Source organism: Aeromonas sp. MdU4 (assembly GCF_041929505.1).
GTDB lineage: Bacteria > Pseudomonadota > Gammaproteobacteria > Enterobacterales > Aeromonadaceae > Aeromonas.
Genome location: NZ_JBHFMW010000006.1, coordinates 83,628 through 99,897, shown reverse-complemented (window position 1 = coordinate 99,897; position 16,270 = coordinate 83,628). Strand labels below are relative to the sequence as shown.

Sequence of the window (16,270 nt, the reverse complement as noted above, 5' to 3'; positions counted from 1 at the left end):
AAAGGGCTCCTGTTGGGTGGTAAGACGAAGAGGGTAAGGGTCAGCTCAGCAGCACTTCTTTGACGAAGCGACTGCCAAAATAGGCAAGGGTCAGGATAAAACTGCCGATCAGGCTCAGGGTGATCACCTTGCGCCCGCGCCAGCCATAAGTGTGATGGCCCCACAGCAGCACTACATAGACACACCAGGCAAGGATGGAGAGCACGGCCTTGTGGGATTTACCCTGCGCAAACATGTCTTCGAGGAAAAAAAGTCCCGAAGCGATAGAGAGCGTCAGGAGCAGCACACCAGTGGAGATCAGCTGGAACAGCCGCTTCTCGACGGTCATCAAGGGGGGCATTGCTGGCAACTGGCTGATTTTTCTCGATTTGAGCTGCTTGTCCAGACAGGCGAGTTGCAGCGCAAAGAGGCAGGCGATCATCAATACCGAGTAGGCCATCAGGGCGAGGCCAATGTGCAGCAGCAACTGGGGATGAGCCTCCAGATGGATGGTGTATCGCCCCGGGGTCAAGGCGCTACCCGCAATGATCAGGGCGGAGAAGCTGTAAACGACAGGTAGCAGGATCCAGCCATTGAAACGGCGAGCGATGCAGGTCATGAAACCACTGATGAGCAGGCTTACCAGCGAGGCCACATTGAGCATGCTCAGGTTCTGACCGGAGCCTTGCAGCACCTCCATGCCAAGGGCAGAGGCGTGAACAACCAGAGCCAGTCCGATACAGGCGAACATCGAGCGCTGTCCTACCGGCTTGGCGCTCAGTAACAGATGCAGGGAGGCGATGATGGCCAGCAGATAAAACGCCAGGGCCAGAACAGAGATTACGATCATAACCAGGTCGTTGTTGCACAAGCTTTTGAGGGTAAGAGGGGCAGTATACCTTGCACGAGAAGTGCTCGCCAGTTGTGCAACGGCCGATCTGCCCATATATAGGGAGAAGATCCCTATGGTTGCGGTGCGGTGAATAATCGTCCTCGCGCCCGCTCTGGGTTATAATGCCCCCAATTTATTACGCCAAGAACCGGAATCCGTCATGTTTGAGAATTTGACTGAACGACTCTCGCGCACCTTGCGCAATGTCAGTGGCCGTGGTCGCCTGACCGAAGACAATATCAAGGAAACCCTGCGCGAAGTCCGCATGGCGCTGCTCGAGGCGGATGTCGCCCTGCCGGTAGTGCGTGATTTCGTAGCGCGCGTCAAAGAGCGCGCGGTTGGGCAGGAAGTGGCCAAATCCCTGAGCCCGGGCCAGGCATTTATCAAGATTGTGCACGGTGAACTGGTCACCGTGATGGGGGAGGCCAACGAACAGCTCAATCTGGCTGCCCAGCCGCCTGCGATCATCCTGATGGCGGGTCTGCAGGGTGCCGGTAAGACCACCACGGTTGGCAAACTGGCCAAGCTGCTCAAAGAGCGCAGCAAGAAGAAGGTGCTGGTGGTCAGTGCCGACGTTTACCGCCCTGCGGCGATCAAGCAGCTGGAGACCCTGGCTAGCGACATCGGGGTTGACTTCTTCCCGAGCGACGCCAGCCAGAAGCCGGTCGACATAGCCACCGCCGCCATCGATCAGGCGCGCAAGAAGTTCTATGACGTGGTGATCGTCGATACCGCCGGTCGTCTGCACGTAGACAGCGAGATGATGGCCGAGATCCAGCATCTGCACGCTACCATCAAGCCGGTCGAAACCCTGTTCGTGGTCGATGCCATGACTGGTCAGGATGCCGCCAACACCGCCAAGGCGTTCAACGAAGCGTTGCCGCTTACCGGTGTGATCCTCACCAAGGCGGATGGCGACGCCCGCGGTGGTGCCGCCCTGTCGGTGCGTCACATCACTGGCAAACCGGTCAAATTTATCGGTATGGGTGAAAAGACCGATGCGCTGGAGCCGTTCCACCCGGATCGTCTCGCTTCCCGCATCCTCGGCATGGGCGATGTGCTGTCGCTGATCGAGGAAGTCGAGCGCAACGTCGACAAAGAGAAAGCGGCCAAGCTGGCCAGCAAGGTCAAGAGCGGTAAAGGCTTCGATCTGGAGGACTTCCGCGAGCAACTGGCCCAGATGCGCAACATGGGCGGCATGATGGGGATGCTCGACAAGCTGCCAGGTATGTCCGGCTTGCCGGATAACGTGAAAGATCAGATGGATGACAAGCTCACCGTACGGATGGAGGCGATCATCAGCTCCATGACGCCCAAGGAGCGTGCCCATCCCGATCTCATCAAGGGTTCCCGCAAACGCCGTATCGCCGCAGGCTCCGGCATGCAGGTGCAGGACGTGAACAAGCTGCTCAAGCAGTTCACCGAGATGCAGCGCATGATGAAGAAAATGTCCGGCAAGGGCGGCATGCGCAAGATGATGAGCCAGATGAAGAACATGATGCCCCCCGGTTTCGGTGGCGGTCGCGGTCCGTTCTGATCCGGCCTGCGTGTTGATAGGGGTCTGCAGCGGCAGGCCCCTTTTCATTGCTGTTCTGCGCAAAAAATGGCTGGCTTGGTTGCAATTATTACGAATCCAAGTAGAATTACGCGGCTTATTTTAAGCTAGGGTCCGCGTGTTTGCGGGCCTTGTTCATTAGATGTTAATGAGGACGATATGGTAACCATTCGTTTACAACGTGGTGGCGCGAAAAAGCGTCCGTTCTACCAGGTAGTAGTTTCTGACAGCCGTTGCGCCCGTGACGGTCGCTTCATCGAGCGCGTTGGTTTCTTCAACCCGGTTGCTGCTGGTTCTGCCGAAAAGCTGAACCTGGACCTGGCTCGTATCGAGCATTGGGTTGCTACTGGTGCCGCTGTTTCTGACCGCGTTGCCAAGCTGATCAAAGACGCTAAAAAAGCTGCTTAATCAGCTAAACGGTAAGGAGTTAAGGTGGAAAAACCTATAGTTCTGGGCACCCTGGGTACCGTTTATGGCATCAAGGGCTGGCTTAAAGTGAACTCCTTCACCGATGTTGCCGAAGCGATTTTCGATTACAACCCCTGGCTGATTAATCAGAACGGGGCGTGGCGTGAAATTCGGGTTTCATCCTGGAAACGTCACAATAAGGGTCTGATCTGCAAACTCGATGGTATCGATGTGCGCGAAGATGCCCTGGCATTGACCAATGTCGAGATTGGCGTACCCGCCGATCTGTTGCCTGCGTTGCCTGAAGGTGAGTTCTACTGGCGTGACCTGATTGGTTGCTCTGTGGTGACCACCAAGGGATACGACCTGGGCAAGGTGACCGAATTGATGGAAACCGGCTCCAACGATGTGTTGGTGGTTGAGGCCAATGTAAAAGATGCCTTTGGCGCAAAGGAGCGGTTGATTCCGTTCCTGGAAGAGCAGGTGATCAAGAATATTGATCTGACTGCTCGAACAATCGAAGTTGATTGGGATCCTGGTTTCTAGTTTCCCGCGCTAACACGGGTGCCGGAGGTTTCTTATGTGGATTGGGGTCATTAGCCTCTTTCCTGAAATGTTCCGAGCCATTACCGAGCACGGGGTAACGGGTCGGGCCGTCAAGAGTGGCCTGCTGCAGATTGAGTGCTGGAACCCCCGGGAGTTTACCCACGATAAACACCGTACGGTCGATGATCGTCCTTATGGTGGTGGGCCCGGCATGTTAATGATGGTTCAGCCGCTGCGTGACGCGATTCATGCAGCCAAGCAAGCGGCGGGAGACGGGGCGAAAGTCATCTATCTCTCTCCTCAGGGGCGCAAGCTGACTCAAGCGGGCGTAACCGAGTTGGCGACGAATCAGAAACTGATTCTGGTAGCCGGTCGATACGAAGGTATCGATGAACGCGTGATACAAACCGAAGTCGACGAAGAGTGGTCTATCGGGGATTACGTGTTAAGTGGTGGCGAGTTGCCTGCCATGACCCTGATCGATGCGGTTTCGCGTCTGGTCCCCGGGGTTTTGGGCGATCAGGCCAGTGCCGAGCAAGACTCCTTTACGGATGGCTTGCTGGATCATCCCCACTATACTCGGCCGGAGGTGTTGGATGGGTTGGCGGTGCCCGAGGAGCTGACAAGCGGCAATCACGAAGTGATTCGACGCTGGCGTCTCAAACAGTCGCTCGGACGAACCTGGCAAAGAAGGCCGGAACTTATTAACAACCTAGCTCTGACTGACGAGCAAGAATCACTTCTTGCCGAGTATGTCCGCGAAGTGCGTGACAGCGTTAAGTAGAGTTTTCAGTTTATCCTAGGTAAGGAAAGACAATGAGCAAGATTATTCAGCAGCTTGAACAAGAGCAACTGCGTACCGACATCCCGGCTTTTGCCCAGGGCGACACTGTACGTGTTCAAGTTCGTGTTAAAGAAGGTGGTAAAGAGCGTCTGCAGGCTTTCGAAGGCATCGTTATTGCCAAGCGTAACCGCGGTCTGCACTCTGCTTTCACCGTTCGCAAGATCTCCAACGGCGAAGGTGTTGAGCGTGTATTCCAGACTCACTCTCCGCTGATCCACAGTGTAGAACTGAAGCGTCGTGGTGATGTTCGCCGCGCCAAACTGTACTACCTGCGCAACCTGTCCGGTAAAGCTGCTCGTATCAAAGAGAAGCTCAACTAATTCGATTCGAATTGGTGTCGATATGTCGGCGAAAGCTCGACAGGTAGTGAAAAGGCTCGCCAATGGCGAGCTTTTTTGTATCCGTCTATTGGCTATCTGGTTGCCGTTACTGGATCACTCGCACCACCGAGTTGTCGCGCCCGTAGGGGCTGGGTACATAGGCATCAGCTTGCCAGTCATTCTCGTAGCGAGTATTTCCCTCCGGGGTGATGAACTGGTAGCAATACTCGAAACTCTCCGGCCCGTCGGTCGGCAGATTGAGGGTGGTCTTGAATTCTCCGCTCTTCATGCGTTTCAGTTCGACCGGTTGCCACTGGGTGAACTCGCCGATCAGCATCACCTGTTCCGCGTTTGCGGCGGCCTCTTTTTCTACGGCAAAGGTCACCTTGACCTCGGGCTTGGACTTCAGAAACTGTTTGGTCAGCGGCATGACGCCTCCTTGTCTGTGAGTTAAAAATGGCTCCTGCCCATTTTTATACCATCATATGACAAAGATGTTGATAAGGCAGATCAAGCTGGCAAGGCAAAATAACGTTGTAGCAGGCTGTGGGTGAAGTCGATCTTGAGATAAAAGCCGCGCGGCAGGGTCATGATGGGTTGACCATCGCGGCCGATGGCGCGAGTCAGCGCCTTGTTGTTGGCAGCTTTGGGCCGCAGTTGCATCACCTGGCCGTGGCGAGCACTGATCTGCTCCACTTCCCCCAGAACTATCATATCCATCAGTTCCTCCCAGTCCTGACGTAGCAGCTGATCTTCCTCTTCATTCGGGCTCCACATCAGTGGCATGCCGACTCGCCGTTCGCCAACCGGGATCTCCCGACTGCCTTCCACCGGGATCCAGAGCACCCGGGAGAGCTTGTTGCGCACGTTTGACTCCTCCCAGCGCTGGCCACTGACACCGATCAGCGGTGCAACGCAGACGAAGGTGGTCTCCAGCGGTTTGCCCTGAGGATCCACGGGGATCGTCTTGAGTTCTATCCCCAGCTCCGGGAAGTCCTGTTCCGGCTTGCTCCCTGCGCTGGCTCCCAGTTGCAGCTCGATCAACTGGCCGACCCATCCCTTGTCACGGCGCAGATCGTTGGGCACAGCGACGCCAGCCTCGGCTGCCAGTTGCGCCAGCGTGAAGCCGGCCATGGCATAGGCGCGGCTCAATAACTCCTGCTCGGATTGGGGATTGCTTGGCATAGTTGGCTCCATCTTGCTTGCCATATTCTAACAGGGGAGGATCCCGAGAAGGATCGCTGTTTTTATAACCGATCCTGAGTGGATACGATCAAATGCAAAGAGTTTGGCGACTATCAGCTCATCATTATGATTTTAAAGCGTTTTGTCTGTTTTATCGAGCAGTGATCCTGGCCTGGTTTGACCTCGAAATAGTTGTCCAAGGGTTTGTGCATGATGTTACACACAGTTATCCACAGAAATCTTGGATAAGTGGATGAAAGTGGGGAGACTCGGTGAGATGTTACAAAAAATTGTGAATGCCACCCCATTTTTACAGGGGAAACGGGGCAGATATTGTGCCACTCCTGTGGATAATTTGGCCGTGGTGGATCTTTGAACAGTTGGACTTGTTCACAATCCGGATCATGGATCTTGTGCGCGTAGCGACATGGATCTAGATCCAGTTGTTTGCCTGTAATTTATTGTATATTAATGCATTTATTTATTTATCATTGAGTGGTGGTGTGAGCCGCTGCTTTTCGCATACAGTTAAAAAGTACTGTGTATACCCGTTTGCTAACAGCTTTATGCACAGGCTGGGTGGGCAACTTGGGGGAGCGGATCTTTGGATTTGTTTATAAGTATGTTTGAAATTGAAAGTTATTCATGAAACAGGGGATTCACTCCTTGTTTGCTGCCACGGAGTGAATGTGGAACAATCTCCTTATAGATTCAGCCTTTATAAGGTGATCACGTGATTGATGGCGACGGATTTCGTCCCAATGTCGGTATCGTGATCTGTAACCGTGAAGGACAAGTGTTGTGGGCTAAACGCTATGGGCAGCACTCCTGGCAGTTTCCGCAGGGGGGGGTTGATGATGGTGAAACGCCGGAGCAGGCCATGTATCGAGAGCTGTATGAGGAGATTGGCCTCAAGCCCGAAGATGTGACCATCATGGCCACCAGTCGTAACTGGCTAAAGTACCGTTTACCCAAACGTCTTGTCCGCTGGGACAGTTCACCGGTCTGTATTGGCCAAAAGCAAAAATGGTTCCTGTTACAACTTGGTCCGGGCAGGGAATCGCGGATCCAGTTTGGCTGTCATGGCCATCCCGAATTTGACGACTGGCGTTGGGTCAGCTTCTGGTACCCGGTGCGTCAGGTTGTCTCGTTCAAGCGGGAGGTTTACCGCCGGGTCATGAAAGAGTTTGCCCCGCTGGCGATGCCAGTGCCGGCAGTGCAGGTCAACAAGAAGGATGGGCGACGCAACCGCGCCCGTTAAGGAGCACAGATTAGTTGTTAACGGAACTGAGACGTATCGTCGAGAGCATGGCCGAGGCCAATACCCTCGAGCAGGCCTTGCAGGCATTGGTGAGCCAGACCCGGCACGCCATGGCAGTGGACTGCTGCTCCGTCTATGTCTCGGAACCCGAGGTGCGCCGCTATCGACTGGCGGCTACCGACGGCTTGGCCCCTTCCGCAGTTGGCAAGGTGACCTTGCCCTACGAGCAGGGGATCGTCGGTCTGGTGGGTCAGCGGGAAGAGCTGATCAACCTGGCTGATGCCCCCGCGCACCCCAGTTTCAAATTCCTGCCCGATGTTGCCGAAGAGGCGTTCCGCTCCTTCCTGGGCGCCCCCATCATGCACCAGCGTCAGGTGGTCGGCATTCTGGTGGTGCAGCAGAAGGAGAGCCGCCGCTTCGATGAAGGGGAGGAGTCCTTCATGGTCACCCTGGCGGCTCAGCTGGCGGCGCGTATCGCCCAGGCGCAGGCCAAGGGGTGGTTGCAGAAGACCGACTGGAGTAAGCCGCTGCGCGGTATTGCCGGGGCCAGCGGCATCGCCATGGCCAAGGCCTGGGTGTGGCGGCCGCGCAAGGCGCTCTCGTCCATTACCCCGCGCAAGGATGAAGACCATGCCAGCCAGCTGGAGCGGCTGGAGCTGGCCGTGGAGGAGGTGCGCCACGATCTGGAGAGTCTGGCACTGCGTTTTCGCGAGAGCTACAGCCAGGACTCGGTGGCGATCTTCGATATCTACCTGCATCTGCTGAACGATCCCGGCTACATCAAGCCCATTCGTAACAAGGTGAGCAAGGAGCACTGGACTGCCGTCTCGGCGGTCAAGCTGATCAGCGATCGCTTGATCGAGCAGTTCAAGGGGATGAAGGATCCCTACCTGCAGGAGCGCTCTACCGACGTGAAGGATATTGCCCAGCGGCTGATCAGCCGACTGGTGCAGAACGAACCGGAACATATCTCCATCGGCGAGCCGGTGGTACTGGTTGCCGATGAGGTGACCGCCACCATATTGGCAGAAGTGCCCCGCGAATATCTGACCGGGGTGGTATCGCTCAAGGGGGGCACCAACTCCCACGCGGCCATTCTGGCCCGCGCCATGGGGGTGGCCGCCATCATGGGGGTGGATCTGCCCCTTGGCGACATTGGTGGTCGCATGCTGGTCGTCGATGGCTACAGCGGCGATCTCTTCATCGAACCCAATCAGGTGATCCTGACCGAGTATCGTCAGCTGCTTAATGAAGAGCGGGCGCTCGATACCTTGGTGCGCACAGTCGACAATCTGCCATCTGAAACTGCTGATGGCACCAAGGTTTCCCTGCTGCTCAACGCCGGTCTCAGTGCTGATACAGAAATATCTCTTAACCAGCTGGCGGACGGGGTGGGCCTCTATCGCACCGAGATCCCCTTTATGCTGCAGGAGAGCTTCCCCTCCGAGTGGGAGCAGACCGCTCGCTATCGCGGCATTCTGGAGACCTATCGCAACCGGCCGGTCTGCATGCGGACGCTGGATGTGGGCGGCGACAAGCCGTTACCCTATTTCCCCATCGTCGAGGAGAACCCCTTCCTTGGCTGGCGGGGGATCCGGATCACCCTGGATCACCCGGAGCTGTTTCTGGTGCAGCTCAAGGCGATGCTGCGGGCTAGCGAAGGGCTCGACAACCTGGCCATCATGCTGCCGATGATCAGCAGCGTCAGCGAAATCAAAGCCTCCCGTCGCCTGCTGGATCAGGCGTGGCGGGAAGTGTCGGAAGAGGCAGCCAGCCGTGATGCGGTGATCCGCTACCCCAGCCTCGGGGTGATGATCGAGGTGCCTTCAGCCCTCTTTATCTTGCCGGAGATGGCACCGCTCATCGACTTCTGGTCGGTGGGCAGCAATGACCTGACCCAGTACTTGCTGGCGGTGGATCGCAACAACTCCCGGGTCGCCAATATCTACGATGCCTTCCATCCTGCAGTGATCCGCGCCCTGCAACAGCTGGTTGATGCCTCCCATCGCTACCAGAAGCCGGTCTCGGTCTGTGGCGAGCTGGCCGGTGATCCGGTCGGTGTGCTGCTGCTGCTGGCCATGGGCTATCGCCGCTTCAGTATGAACACCCACAACATCGCCCGGATCAAGTACGTGCTGCGTCAATCCACCCTGAGCGAGTTGACCGAGCTGATGGCCGATGGCCTCAAACATGACAATCCCCATGTGCTGCGCGGCCTGTTTGCCCGCTATCTGGAGGAGCATGGTTTGGGCGGTTTACTGCGAGCCGGTCATAAATCGAAACAGAGTGATTGATAATCATGCCTTGTCCCTGCTGACGAATGATCGGAAAATGCGGCTTTTCTTATGACTGGGGCCGCTTATGCAGCACGATGGATATTGGGTTTTCTCGCAGATTGATCCCGTAGCATTCAGTTTGGGACCACTATCGGTACGCTGGTATGGGCTCATGTACCTGTTTGGTTTCGCTTTTGCCATGTGGCTTGCCGGCCGTCGCGCCGATGCGCCGAACAGCGGCTGGACCCGCGACGAGGTGTCCGACCTGCTGTTCTACGGTTTTCTCGGGGTGATCCTCGGAGGCCGAATTGGTTACGTACTGTTCTATAACTTCGATCTCTTCCTCGCGGATCCGACCTACCTGTTCAAGATCTGGACCGGTGGCATGTCGTTCCACGGCGGCCTGATCGGGGTTATCACCGCGATGATCTGGTTTGCCCACAAGACCAAGCGCCACTTCTTCACCGTGGCTGACTTTGTGGCTCCGCTCATTCCGTTTGGTCTCGGTGTTGGCCGGATCGGCAACTTCCTCAACGGCGAACTGTGGGGCCGGGTCACCGATGTGCCCTGGGCCATCATCTTCCCGGAGGCCGGTCCAGAGCCGCGTCACCCCTCCCAGCTCTATCAGTTCGCCCTGGAAGGGGTAGTGCTGTTTATCATCCTCAACCTGTTCTGGCGCAAGAATCCGCCCCGTGGTGCCATCTCCGGTATGTTCCTGCTGTTCTATGGTCTGTTCCGCTTCCTGGTCGAGTTTGTGCGCCAGCCGGACAGCCAGCTGGGTCTCTACTTCCAGGAGATCAGCATGGGCCAGATTCTCTCCACCCCGATGATTATCGCCGGTGCCCTGATGATCTGGGCAGCCTACAAGCGCCCACAGTTGTTTGGTAATGCCGTGAAGGAGGCGAAATAATGCGAGCTTATCTCGACCTGATGCAGAAGATCCTCGATGAGGGTACCGTCAAGTCCGACCGTACCGGCACCGGTACCGTCTCCCTGTTCGGCCATCAGATGCGCTTCAATCTGGCGCAAGGTTTCCCGCTGGTGACCACTAAGAAGTGCCACCTGCGCTCGATCATTCACGAGCTGCTCTGGTTCCTCAATGGCGATACCAATACCGCCTATCTGAAGGAAAATGGCGTCAGCATCTGGGATGAGTGGGCAGACGAGAATGGCGATCTGGGGCCGGTGTATGGCGCCCAGTGGCGCTCTTGGCCTGCGGCTGACGGGTCTGTCATCGACCAGATTCAAAAAGCGGTGGATGACATCAAGCACAACCCGGATTCGCGCCGCATCATCGTCTCTGCCTGGAACGTGGGCGAGCTGGACAAGATGGCGCTGGCCCCATGCCACGCCTTCTTCCAGTTCTATGTGGCGGATGGCAAGCTCTCCTGCCAGCTCTATCAGCGCAGCTGTGATGTGTTCCTCGGCCTGCCGTTCAACATCGCCAGCTACGCTCTGTTGACCCATATGATGGCCCAGCAGTGCGATCTGGAAGTGGGTGACTTCGTCTGGACTGGTGGTGATGTGCACCTCTACTCCAACCACATGGAGCAGACTGCGCTGCAGCTCTCCCGTGAGCCACGTCCGCTGCCGACCCTGGTGATCAAGCGCAAGCCCGATTCTATCTTCGACTACAAGTTCGAGGATTTCGAGATCGAGGGTTATGACCCCCACCCGGGGATCAAGGCGCCCGTCGCCATCTGATTGCAAGGCGCCTCAGGGCGCCTTTTTTATGCATGCAAGTAGTTGAAAATGCACTTTATTGATTATTTTTTTGGTGGTTAGAGGCAGATGGAAAACATGCTTATAGCAGGTGTGTTTTGTTTTGCTTTCGGTTTTTCCGTTGAATCTAGCAGTAAGAAACGATTTTTCATTGGTTGTTGCAGGATATAGACTCAAATCAAAGCAATACGGTGGAAAATTTAATCATGAGTGACGTAATCAAAAAGTTCCTGAAGCTGGAGGCCGCCTCCGGAATTATTCTGATCATGGCGGCCATGCTGGCAATGATTTTGGCCAATAGCGCGCTGGCGGGTGGGTATCAGGCATTCCTGGATACACCGGTGCAGGTGCGTATTGCGGCACTGGATATTAACAAGCCGTTGCTGCTCTGGATCAACGATGGCTTCATGGCGATCTTCTTCCTGCTGGTTGGCTTGGAAGTGAAGCGTGAAATGCTGGAAGGGGCGCTCTCTACCCGGGTTCAGGCGACCTTTCCGGCCATTGCGGCGGTGGGTGGCATGCTGGCACCGGCATTGATCTACGCCTTTTTCAACTACTCGGATGAAGTGGCGCGCGCTGGTTGGGCGATCCCGGCTGCGACCGATATCGCCTTTGCCCTCGGGGTGATGGCGCTGCTCGGCAAGCGGGTGCCGGTGAGCCTCAAGGTATTCCTGCTGGCACTGGCCATCATGGATGACCTGGGCGTTATCATCATCATCGCGCTGTTCTACACCCAGCAGCTGTCGCTGGCTGCGTTGACGGTTGGTATTCTGGCGACCCTGACGCTGCTGTGGATGAACCGCCGCGGTGAGGACAGGATCAGCCTCTATATGCTGGTCGGCCTGGTGCTCTGGGTAGCGGTGCTCAAGTCTGGTGTCCATGCGACCCTGGCGGGTGTGGTGGTTGGCTTTATGGTTCCGCTTAACGGCAAGCGTTACGCCTCGCCGCTCAAGTATCTGGAGCACAAGTTGCATCCATGGAGTGCCTATCTGATCCTGCCGCTGTTTGCCTTTGCCAACGCCGGGGTCTCGCTGGAGGGGATCGGTCTCTCCTCCCTGCTGAGTCCGGTGCCAGTGGGCATCATGCTGGGGCTGTTTATCGGCAAGCCGCTAGGGGTGTTCACCATCAGCTGGCTGTCGGTCAAGCTGGGCATCGCCCAGTTGCCGCCAGGGGTCAACTTCAAGCAGATTTTTGCGGTCAGCATCCTCTGTGGCATCGGGTTCACCATGTCGATGTTTATCGCATCGCTCGCCTTCGAGCACGGTGGGCTGGATTACGGCAGCTACTCTCGCCTCGGGATCCTGGTGGGCTCCACCATGGCGGCAGTGGTCGGCTATCTGGCCTTGCGCATGGCCCTTCCCAAGGGTGAAGGGGAACAGAGTACGGAGGGACTATGAAGCTACATACAGGGTTGTTGATACTGTTGCTGAGCCCAATGGCATGGGCTGGCGGGCTGGAGGATTGCAAGCAGGATGCTGCGTCGGTGAACTGCTCGGCCTATCTCAACGGGGTGGTAGACAGCGCCCTGCTGCTGGGAGACAAGCAGGCCAAGGCGCGCTTTGGTGAGACCTTCTCCGAGCGGGCACTGAGCAGCCGGGCTGGCGAACGGGTCAAACAGTCAAACAGGCGATATTGTAGCGAGCGAATGCCGGACAAGGCCCGTCTCAAGGCCAGTCTGATGGAGCAGTTTGGCGCGAACAAGGTTGACTCGGTCAGCGACATGTATGACATTCTGGCGGTTGAACTCAGCTGCTACCGGAGTCCGCGTCAAGCGGGAACCCCATCGGATGTCACACCTTAACTACAACCATCTCTATTATTTCTGGATGACTCAGAAGAAGGGCTCCGTTACCCAGGCAGCGGAAGCCCTTTTTTTGACCCCGCAAACTGTCACCGGTCAGATCAAGCTGTTGGAGCAGCGCCTCGGTGGCAAGCTGCTCAAACGCAAGGGGCGCTCGCTCGAGGCGACCGAGCTGGGCCAGCTGGTGTTTCGTTATGCCGACAAGATGTTCAGCCTCTCCTACGAGATGCTCGATATCGTCAACTACCGCAAGGAGAGCCAGATCCTGTTTGACGTCGGCATCGCCGATGCCCTCTCCAAGCGTCTTGCCAGCCGCGTGCTGCTCTCCGTTATCCCCAATGATGGCTCCATCCATCTGCGCTGCTTCGAATCGACCCATGAATTGCTGCTGGAGCAGCTGAGTGAGCACAAGCTCGACATGATCCTCTCAGACTGTCCGGTGGACTCCAGTCAGCATGCGGGGCTGCTCTCCAAACGGCTGGGCGGCTGTGGCGTCAGCTTCTTCTGCAAGGCGCCGTTGCCCGAGAAGCCCTTTCCCGCCTGTCTGGAAGAGCGCAAGTTGCTTATCCCCGGTCGTCGTACCGCCATGGGACGCCAGTTGACCCAGTGGTTTGAGCAGCAGGGGGTCTCCCCCAGCATTCTTGGCGAGTTCGATGATGCGGCCTTGATGAAGGCGTTTGGTTTCTTCAATCAGGGGATTTTCATGGCCCCCACCATCTATCGTGATGAGATCCTTGAAGGGGAGGGGGTGATGCTGATCGGGGAGACCCAGGATCTGATGGAGGAGTATTACGTCATTTTCGCCGAGCGGATGATCCAGCATCCGGCGGTGAAGCGGGTCTGCGAGAGCGATTTTACCTTCCTCTTTTCCGGCCAGGAGAACTTCTCTGCCATCCAGCCCGCTACCCTGTCGTTTTAAAATGGCGCGTCACCACGTATCATCGACAATGGGCGGCAGAGGAGAATGTGATGCAACTTGAAGAGATGGAAGCCAGTGCCAGTCGGGCGGTCGCCCTGCTCAAGGCGCTAGCCAACGAACGGCGGCTCTTTATCCTGTGCCATCTGCTGGAGCGGGAACTGTCGGTGGGGGAGCTCAACGAGCGATTGGGATTGAGTCAGTCGGCCTTGTCACAGCATTTGGCACTGTTGCGGCGGGATGAGCTGGTGACGACGCGCAAAGAAGCGCAAACGGTCTACTATTCGCTGCGCAGCCATGAGGTGCGCGAAATGATCAGTTTGCTACATCGACTTTACTGCAGCGCAGATAAATAAAAAACCGGCACTAAGGCCGGTTTTTTCAGCTTTGATCAGCGAATGCTGATTAAGCCATAGCTTTGATCTGGGCAGACAGGCGGCTCTTGTGACGAGCAGCTTTGTTCTTGTGGATCAGGCCTTTGGTCGCCATACGATCCATGATCGGCTGAGCAACAGCGAAAGCGGCAGTCGCGGCAGCTTTGTCGCCAGAGGCGATAGCAGCGATGACTTTCTTCAGGTAAGTACGGGTCATGGAACGACGGCTGGCGTTGTGCTGACGGCGTTTTTCTGACTGAAGAGCGCGCTTCTTAGCAGATTTGATGTTAGCCAAGGTAAAACTCCTAAAACTGTCTTAGCGAGTGTATTGAAAAGGCCCGGAAATATGCCCTTCCAACCACATAATGTCAAATGATTTGTGCAAATAAACACCGCCTCCCGGTGGTGTGTCGGTAGGGAGACGGTTAAACTGTCGGCCGATTCTAGCAGCATTCTTTTCATTCTGACAGTTCCAGAGGCCTTGTCTTGAGTAAGAAATTGATCAAATCCGGCATGATAGTGTCCGGAATGACGCTGGCATCCCGTGTAATGGGCTTGGTTCGCGATGTGGTTATCGCCAATCTGCTCGGTGCCGGGGTCGCTGCCGACGTCTTCTTCTTTGCCAATCGCATTCCCAACTTCTTGCGTCGGTTATTCGCCGAAGGTGCTTTCAATCAGGCATTTGTCCCTGTGATGACCGAGTACCGAAAAAAAGGTGACGAGAGCGAAGTGCGTGAGCTGCTGGCTGCCGTGGCGGGGACTCTCGGGGGGATCGTGACCGTGGTCACCCTGCTCGGTGTGCTGGGCTCTGGCGTGCTGACTGCCCTGTTTGGCTGGGGCTGGTTTTGGGATTGGTTGCACGGGGGGCCTGCCGCCGAGAAGTTCGAGATGGCGAGCCTGATGCTCAAGATCACCTTCCCCTATCTCTGGTTTATCACCTTCACCGCCATGGCGGGAGCTATTCTCAATACCTTTGGGCGTTTCGGGGTCTCCTCCTTTACGCCGATCTTCCTCAACATCACCATGATCGCCGCCGCCTGGTGGATCTCGCCCTGGCTCGATAACCCCGAGCTGGCATTGGCTATCGGTGTTTTTCTCGGTGGTCTGGTGCAGTTCCTGTTCCAGTTCCCGTTCCTGCGCCAGATCAACATGCTGGTGCGGCCCAAGTGGGGTTGGCACCATCCGGGGGTCGTGAAGATCCGTACCCTGATGATCCCGGCGCTGTTCGGGGTATCGGTCAGCCAGATCAACCTGCTGCTTAACACCATGCTTGCATCGTTCCTGGCGACCGGTGCCATCAGTCATCTTTACTACTCGGATCGGTTGCTGGAGTTTCCGCTCGGCATGTTTGGCGTTGCCATCAGTACCGTCATTCTGCCGGCGCTGGCCAAGAAACACGTGGATGCCGACCCGGCCGACTTCTCCCGCACCATGGATTGGGGAGTGCGGATGGTGATGCTGCTTGGCATGCCTGCCATGGTGGGTATCGCTGTACTGCGTGAGCCCATCCTGCGGGTGCTGTTCATGCGCGGCGAGTTCGGTATGCATGAGGTAAGCATGTCGAGCGCCAGTTTGCTTGCCTCCACGACCGGACTGTTGTCCTTGATGCTGATTAAGGTGTTGGCACCGGGTTACTACGCCCGCCAGGACACCAGGACGCCGGTGCGGATCGGGATGATGTCGATGGCTGCCAATATGGCCTGTAACCTGGTCTTCATCTATCCGCTCGGTTATGTGGGGCTGGCGCTTTCGACCGCCTGTTCAGGCACCTTGAATGCACTCTTGTTGTTCAAAGGGCTCTATCAGCAGAGCGTTTACCGACCCTCGCGCCATACCGGTATATTCTGCCTCAAACTGCTGGCCGCCAGTCTGCTGATGGGTGGCGTGCTTGGCTATCTCTCACCAGACCTGGCCCAGTGGGGCGCCTGGCACATGGGTAAGGCGAGCATGCAGCTGACCATGCTGCTGACACTGGGCGTTGCCATCTATGCCGGTGTGTTGCTGGCACTGGGGATCCGGCCAAGAGATCTGAGAGCGGGTCGTGAGGATTAATCTGCTTTGGCGGTGCCGGATAGTGTCGGCTGAGCCAGCATTCTGGCCGGGATAGCTGAAATCGGAGCCGCAACAGGGCTGACCCTGCCTGCTGCCTGATATATAATCCGCCGATTTCCATGGCAGCAACGCACAAGGC

At 56.6% G+C, this 16,270-nt stretch carries 18 protein-coding genes; 14 read left to right on the top strand and 4 right to left on the bottom strand.

The annotated features are described in order from the left end of the window. Positions 1 to 40: 40 nt before the first annotated feature. Entirely contained in the window at positions 41 to 829 is a 789-nt protein-coding gene (locus ACE1BR_RS04130; protein WP_374867858.1) for an inner membrane protein YpjD, read from the bottom strand. Between the two features lie 202 nt (positions 830 to 1,031). Between ACE1BR_RS04130 and ffh the strand changes: the two genes are divergently transcribed. The 5 genes from ffh to rplS all read left to right on the top strand — a co-directional run bounded on the left by ffh (position 1,032) and on the right by rplS (position 4,544). Continuing rightward, positions 1,032 to 2,408, top strand: coding sequence for a signal recognition particle protein (ffh, locus tag ACE1BR_RS04125; protein WP_236365011.1), 1,377 nt, complete (start codon positions 1,032 to 1,034; stop codon positions 2,406 to 2,408). A 177-nt stretch (positions 2,409 to 2,585) separates the two neighbouring features. After that, positions 2,586 to 2,834 (top strand): 30S ribosomal protein S16, encoded by a 249-nt coding sequence (rpsP, locus tag ACE1BR_RS04120; RefSeq protein WP_042059663.1) that lies wholly within the window; start codon positions 2,586 to 2,588, stop codon positions 2,832 to 2,834. Positions 2,835 to 2,858: 24 nt separating this feature from the next. Further along, positions 2,859 to 3,380, top strand: a complete 522-nt coding sequence (rimM, locus tag ACE1BR_RS04115) for a ribosome maturation factor RimM (RefSeq protein WP_042059665.1) — start codon at positions 2,859 to 2,861, stop codon at positions 3,378 to 3,380. Between the two features lie 34 nt (positions 3,381 to 3,414). Next, complete coding sequence (gene trmD / locus ACE1BR_RS04110) at positions 3,415 to 4,164, top strand: tRNA (guanosine(37)-N1)-methyltransferase TrmD (protein ID WP_374867856.1); 750 nt, start codon at positions 3,415 to 3,417, stop codon at positions 4,162 to 4,164. Positions 4,165 to 4,196: 32 nt separating this feature from the next. Continuing rightward, complete coding sequence (gene rplS / locus ACE1BR_RS04105) at positions 4,197 to 4,544, top strand: 50S ribosomal protein L19 (RefSeq protein WP_005313505.1); 348 nt, start codon at positions 4,197 to 4,199, stop codon at positions 4,542 to 4,544. A 106-nt stretch (positions 4,545 to 4,650) separates the two neighbouring features. On the opposite strand, the gene ACE1BR_RS04100 is transcribed toward rplS, so the two are convergent. Both ACE1BR_RS04100 and mutH read right to left on the bottom strand, forming a co-directional pair. After that, on the bottom strand, positions 4,651 to 4,974 hold the full coding sequence (locus ACE1BR_RS04100) for an isoamylase early set domain-containing protein (protein WP_374867854.1): 324 nt from the start codon (positions 4,972 to 4,974) through the stop codon (positions 4,651 to 4,653). Positions 4,975 to 5,054: 80 nt separating this feature from the next. Continuing rightward, positions 5,055 to 5,729 (bottom strand): DNA mismatch repair endonuclease MutH, encoded by a 675-nt coding sequence (gene mutH, locus ACE1BR_RS04095; RefSeq protein ID WP_374867852.1) that lies wholly within the window; start codon positions 5,727 to 5,729, stop codon positions 5,055 to 5,057. A 733-nt stretch (positions 5,730 to 6,462) separates the two neighbouring features. Here mutH and rppH point away from each other — a divergent pair. From rppH to ACE1BR_RS04055, 8 genes are all read left to right on the top strand, one after another. After that, positions 6,463 to 6,990: an RNA pyrophosphohydrolase gene (gene rppH, locus ACE1BR_RS04090; protein WP_033135511.1), complete on the top strand. Its 528-nt coding sequence runs from the start codon at positions 6,463 to 6,465 to the stop codon at positions 6,988 to 6,990. 14 nt (positions 6,991 to 7,004) lie between these two features. Then, entirely contained in the window at positions 7,005 to 9,284 is a 2,280-nt protein-coding gene (gene ptsP / locus ACE1BR_RS04085) for a phosphoenolpyruvate--protein phosphotransferase (protein ID WP_374867850.1), read from the top strand. A 67-nt stretch (positions 9,285 to 9,351) separates the two neighbouring features. Next, positions 9,352 to 10,176 carry a prolipoprotein diacylglyceryl transferase gene (gene lgt, locus ACE1BR_RS04080; protein WP_374867848.1) on the top strand — a complete coding sequence of 275 codons (825 nt, stop codon included), beginning with the start codon at positions 9,352 to 9,354 and terminating at the stop codon, positions 10,174 to 10,176. Continuing rightward, positions 10,176 to 10,970 carry a thymidylate synthase gene (gene thyA / locus ACE1BR_RS04075; RefSeq protein WP_374867846.1) on the top strand — a complete coding sequence of 265 codons (795 nt, stop codon included), beginning with the start codon at positions 10,176 to 10,178 and terminating at the stop codon, positions 10,968 to 10,970. Before lgt ends, thyA begins: the two co-directional genes overlap by 1 nt. Before the next feature lie 224 nt (positions 10,971 to 11,194). After that, positions 11,195 to 12,385 carry a Na+/H+ antiporter NhaA gene (gene nhaA / locus ACE1BR_RS04070; RefSeq protein WP_374867844.1) on the top strand — a complete coding sequence of 397 codons (1,191 nt, stop codon included), beginning with the start codon at positions 11,195 to 11,197 and terminating at the stop codon, positions 12,383 to 12,385. Then, positions 12,382 to 12,789, top strand: a complete 408-nt coding sequence (locus ACE1BR_RS04065; protein ID WP_374867842.1) for a hypothetical protein — start codon at positions 12,382 to 12,384, stop codon at positions 12,787 to 12,789. The genes nhaA and ACE1BR_RS04065 overlap by 4 nt, the downstream gene beginning before the upstream one ends. Further along, a complete protein-coding gene (gene nhaR / locus ACE1BR_RS04060) occupies positions 12,776 to 13,708 on the top strand; it encodes a transcriptional activator NhaR (RefSeq protein ID WP_374867840.1) in 933 nt (310 codons plus the stop codon). The genes ACE1BR_RS04065 and nhaR overlap by 14 nt, the downstream gene beginning before the upstream one ends. 50 nt (positions 13,709 to 13,758) lie before the next feature. Continuing rightward, a complete protein-coding gene (locus tag ACE1BR_RS04055; protein WP_374867838.1) occupies positions 13,759 to 14,061 on the top strand; it encodes an ArsR/SmtB family transcription factor in 303 nt (100 codons plus the stop codon). Positions 14,062 to 14,110: 49 nt separating this feature from the next. On the opposite strand, the gene rpsT is transcribed toward ACE1BR_RS04055, so the two are convergent. Then, positions 14,111 to 14,374, bottom strand: a complete 264-nt coding sequence (gene rpsT / locus ACE1BR_RS04050) for a 30S ribosomal protein S20 (RefSeq protein WP_005308808.1) — start codon at positions 14,372 to 14,374, stop codon at positions 14,111 to 14,113. A 191-nt stretch (positions 14,375 to 14,565) separates the two neighbouring features. Between rpsT and murJ the strand changes: the two genes are divergently transcribed. After that, the gene (gene murJ, locus ACE1BR_RS04045; protein ID WP_374867836.1) at positions 14,566 to 16,131 is read left to right on the top strand and encodes a murein biosynthesis integral membrane protein MurJ; all 1,566 of its coding nucleotides are present in this window, start codon (positions 14,566 to 14,568) and stop codon (positions 16,129 to 16,131) included. The last annotated feature ends 139 nt before the right edge of the window (positions 16,132 to 16,270 follow it).

Coding starts and splice junctions, on each gene's coding strand:
- ACE1BR_RS04130 (WP_374867858.1), bottom strand. CDS start 829: ATGATCGTAATCTCTGTTCTGGCCCTGGCGTTTTATCTGCTGGCCATC.
- ACE1BR_RS04100 (WP_374867854.1), bottom strand. CDS start 4,974: ATGCCGCTGACCAAACAGTTTCTGAAGTCCAAGCCCGAGGTCAAGGTG.
- ffh (WP_236365011.1), top strand. CDS start 1,032: ATGTTTGAGAATTTGACTGAACGACTCTCGCGCACCTTGCGCAATGTC.
- rpsP (WP_042059663.1), top strand. CDS start 2,586: ATGGTAACCATTCGTTTACAACGTGGTGGCGCGAAAAAGCGTCCGTTC.
- ACE1BR_RS04065 (WP_374867842.1), top strand. CDS start 12,382: ATGAAGCTACATACAGGGTTGTTGATACTGTTGCTGAGCCCAATGGCA.
- lgt (WP_374867848.1), top strand. CDS start 9,352: ATGCAGCACGATGGATATTGGGTTTTCTCGCAGATTGATCCCGTAGCA.
- rplS (WP_005313505.1), top strand. CDS start 4,197: ATGAGCAAGATTATTCAGCAGCTTGAACAAGAGCAACTGCGTACCGAC.
- nhaA (WP_374867844.1), top strand. CDS start 11,195: ATGAGTGACGTAATCAAAAAGTTCCTGAAGCTGGAGGCCGCCTCCGGA.
- trmD (WP_374867856.1), top strand. CDS start 3,415: ATGTGGATTGGGGTCATTAGCCTCTTTCCTGAAATGTTCCGAGCCATT.
- ACE1BR_RS04055 (WP_374867838.1), top strand. CDS start 13,759: ATGCAACTTGAAGAGATGGAAGCCAGTGCCAGTCGGGCGGTCGCCCTG.
- thyA (WP_374867846.1), top strand. CDS start 10,176: ATGCGAGCTTATCTCGACCTGATGCAGAAGATCCTCGATGAGGGTACC.
- mutH (WP_374867852.1), bottom strand. CDS start 5,729: ATGCCAAGCAATCCCCAATCCGAGCAGGAGTTATTGAGCCGCGCCTAT.
- nhaR (WP_374867840.1), top strand. CDS start 12,776: ATGTCACACCTTAACTACAACCATCTCTATTATTTCTGGATGACTCAG.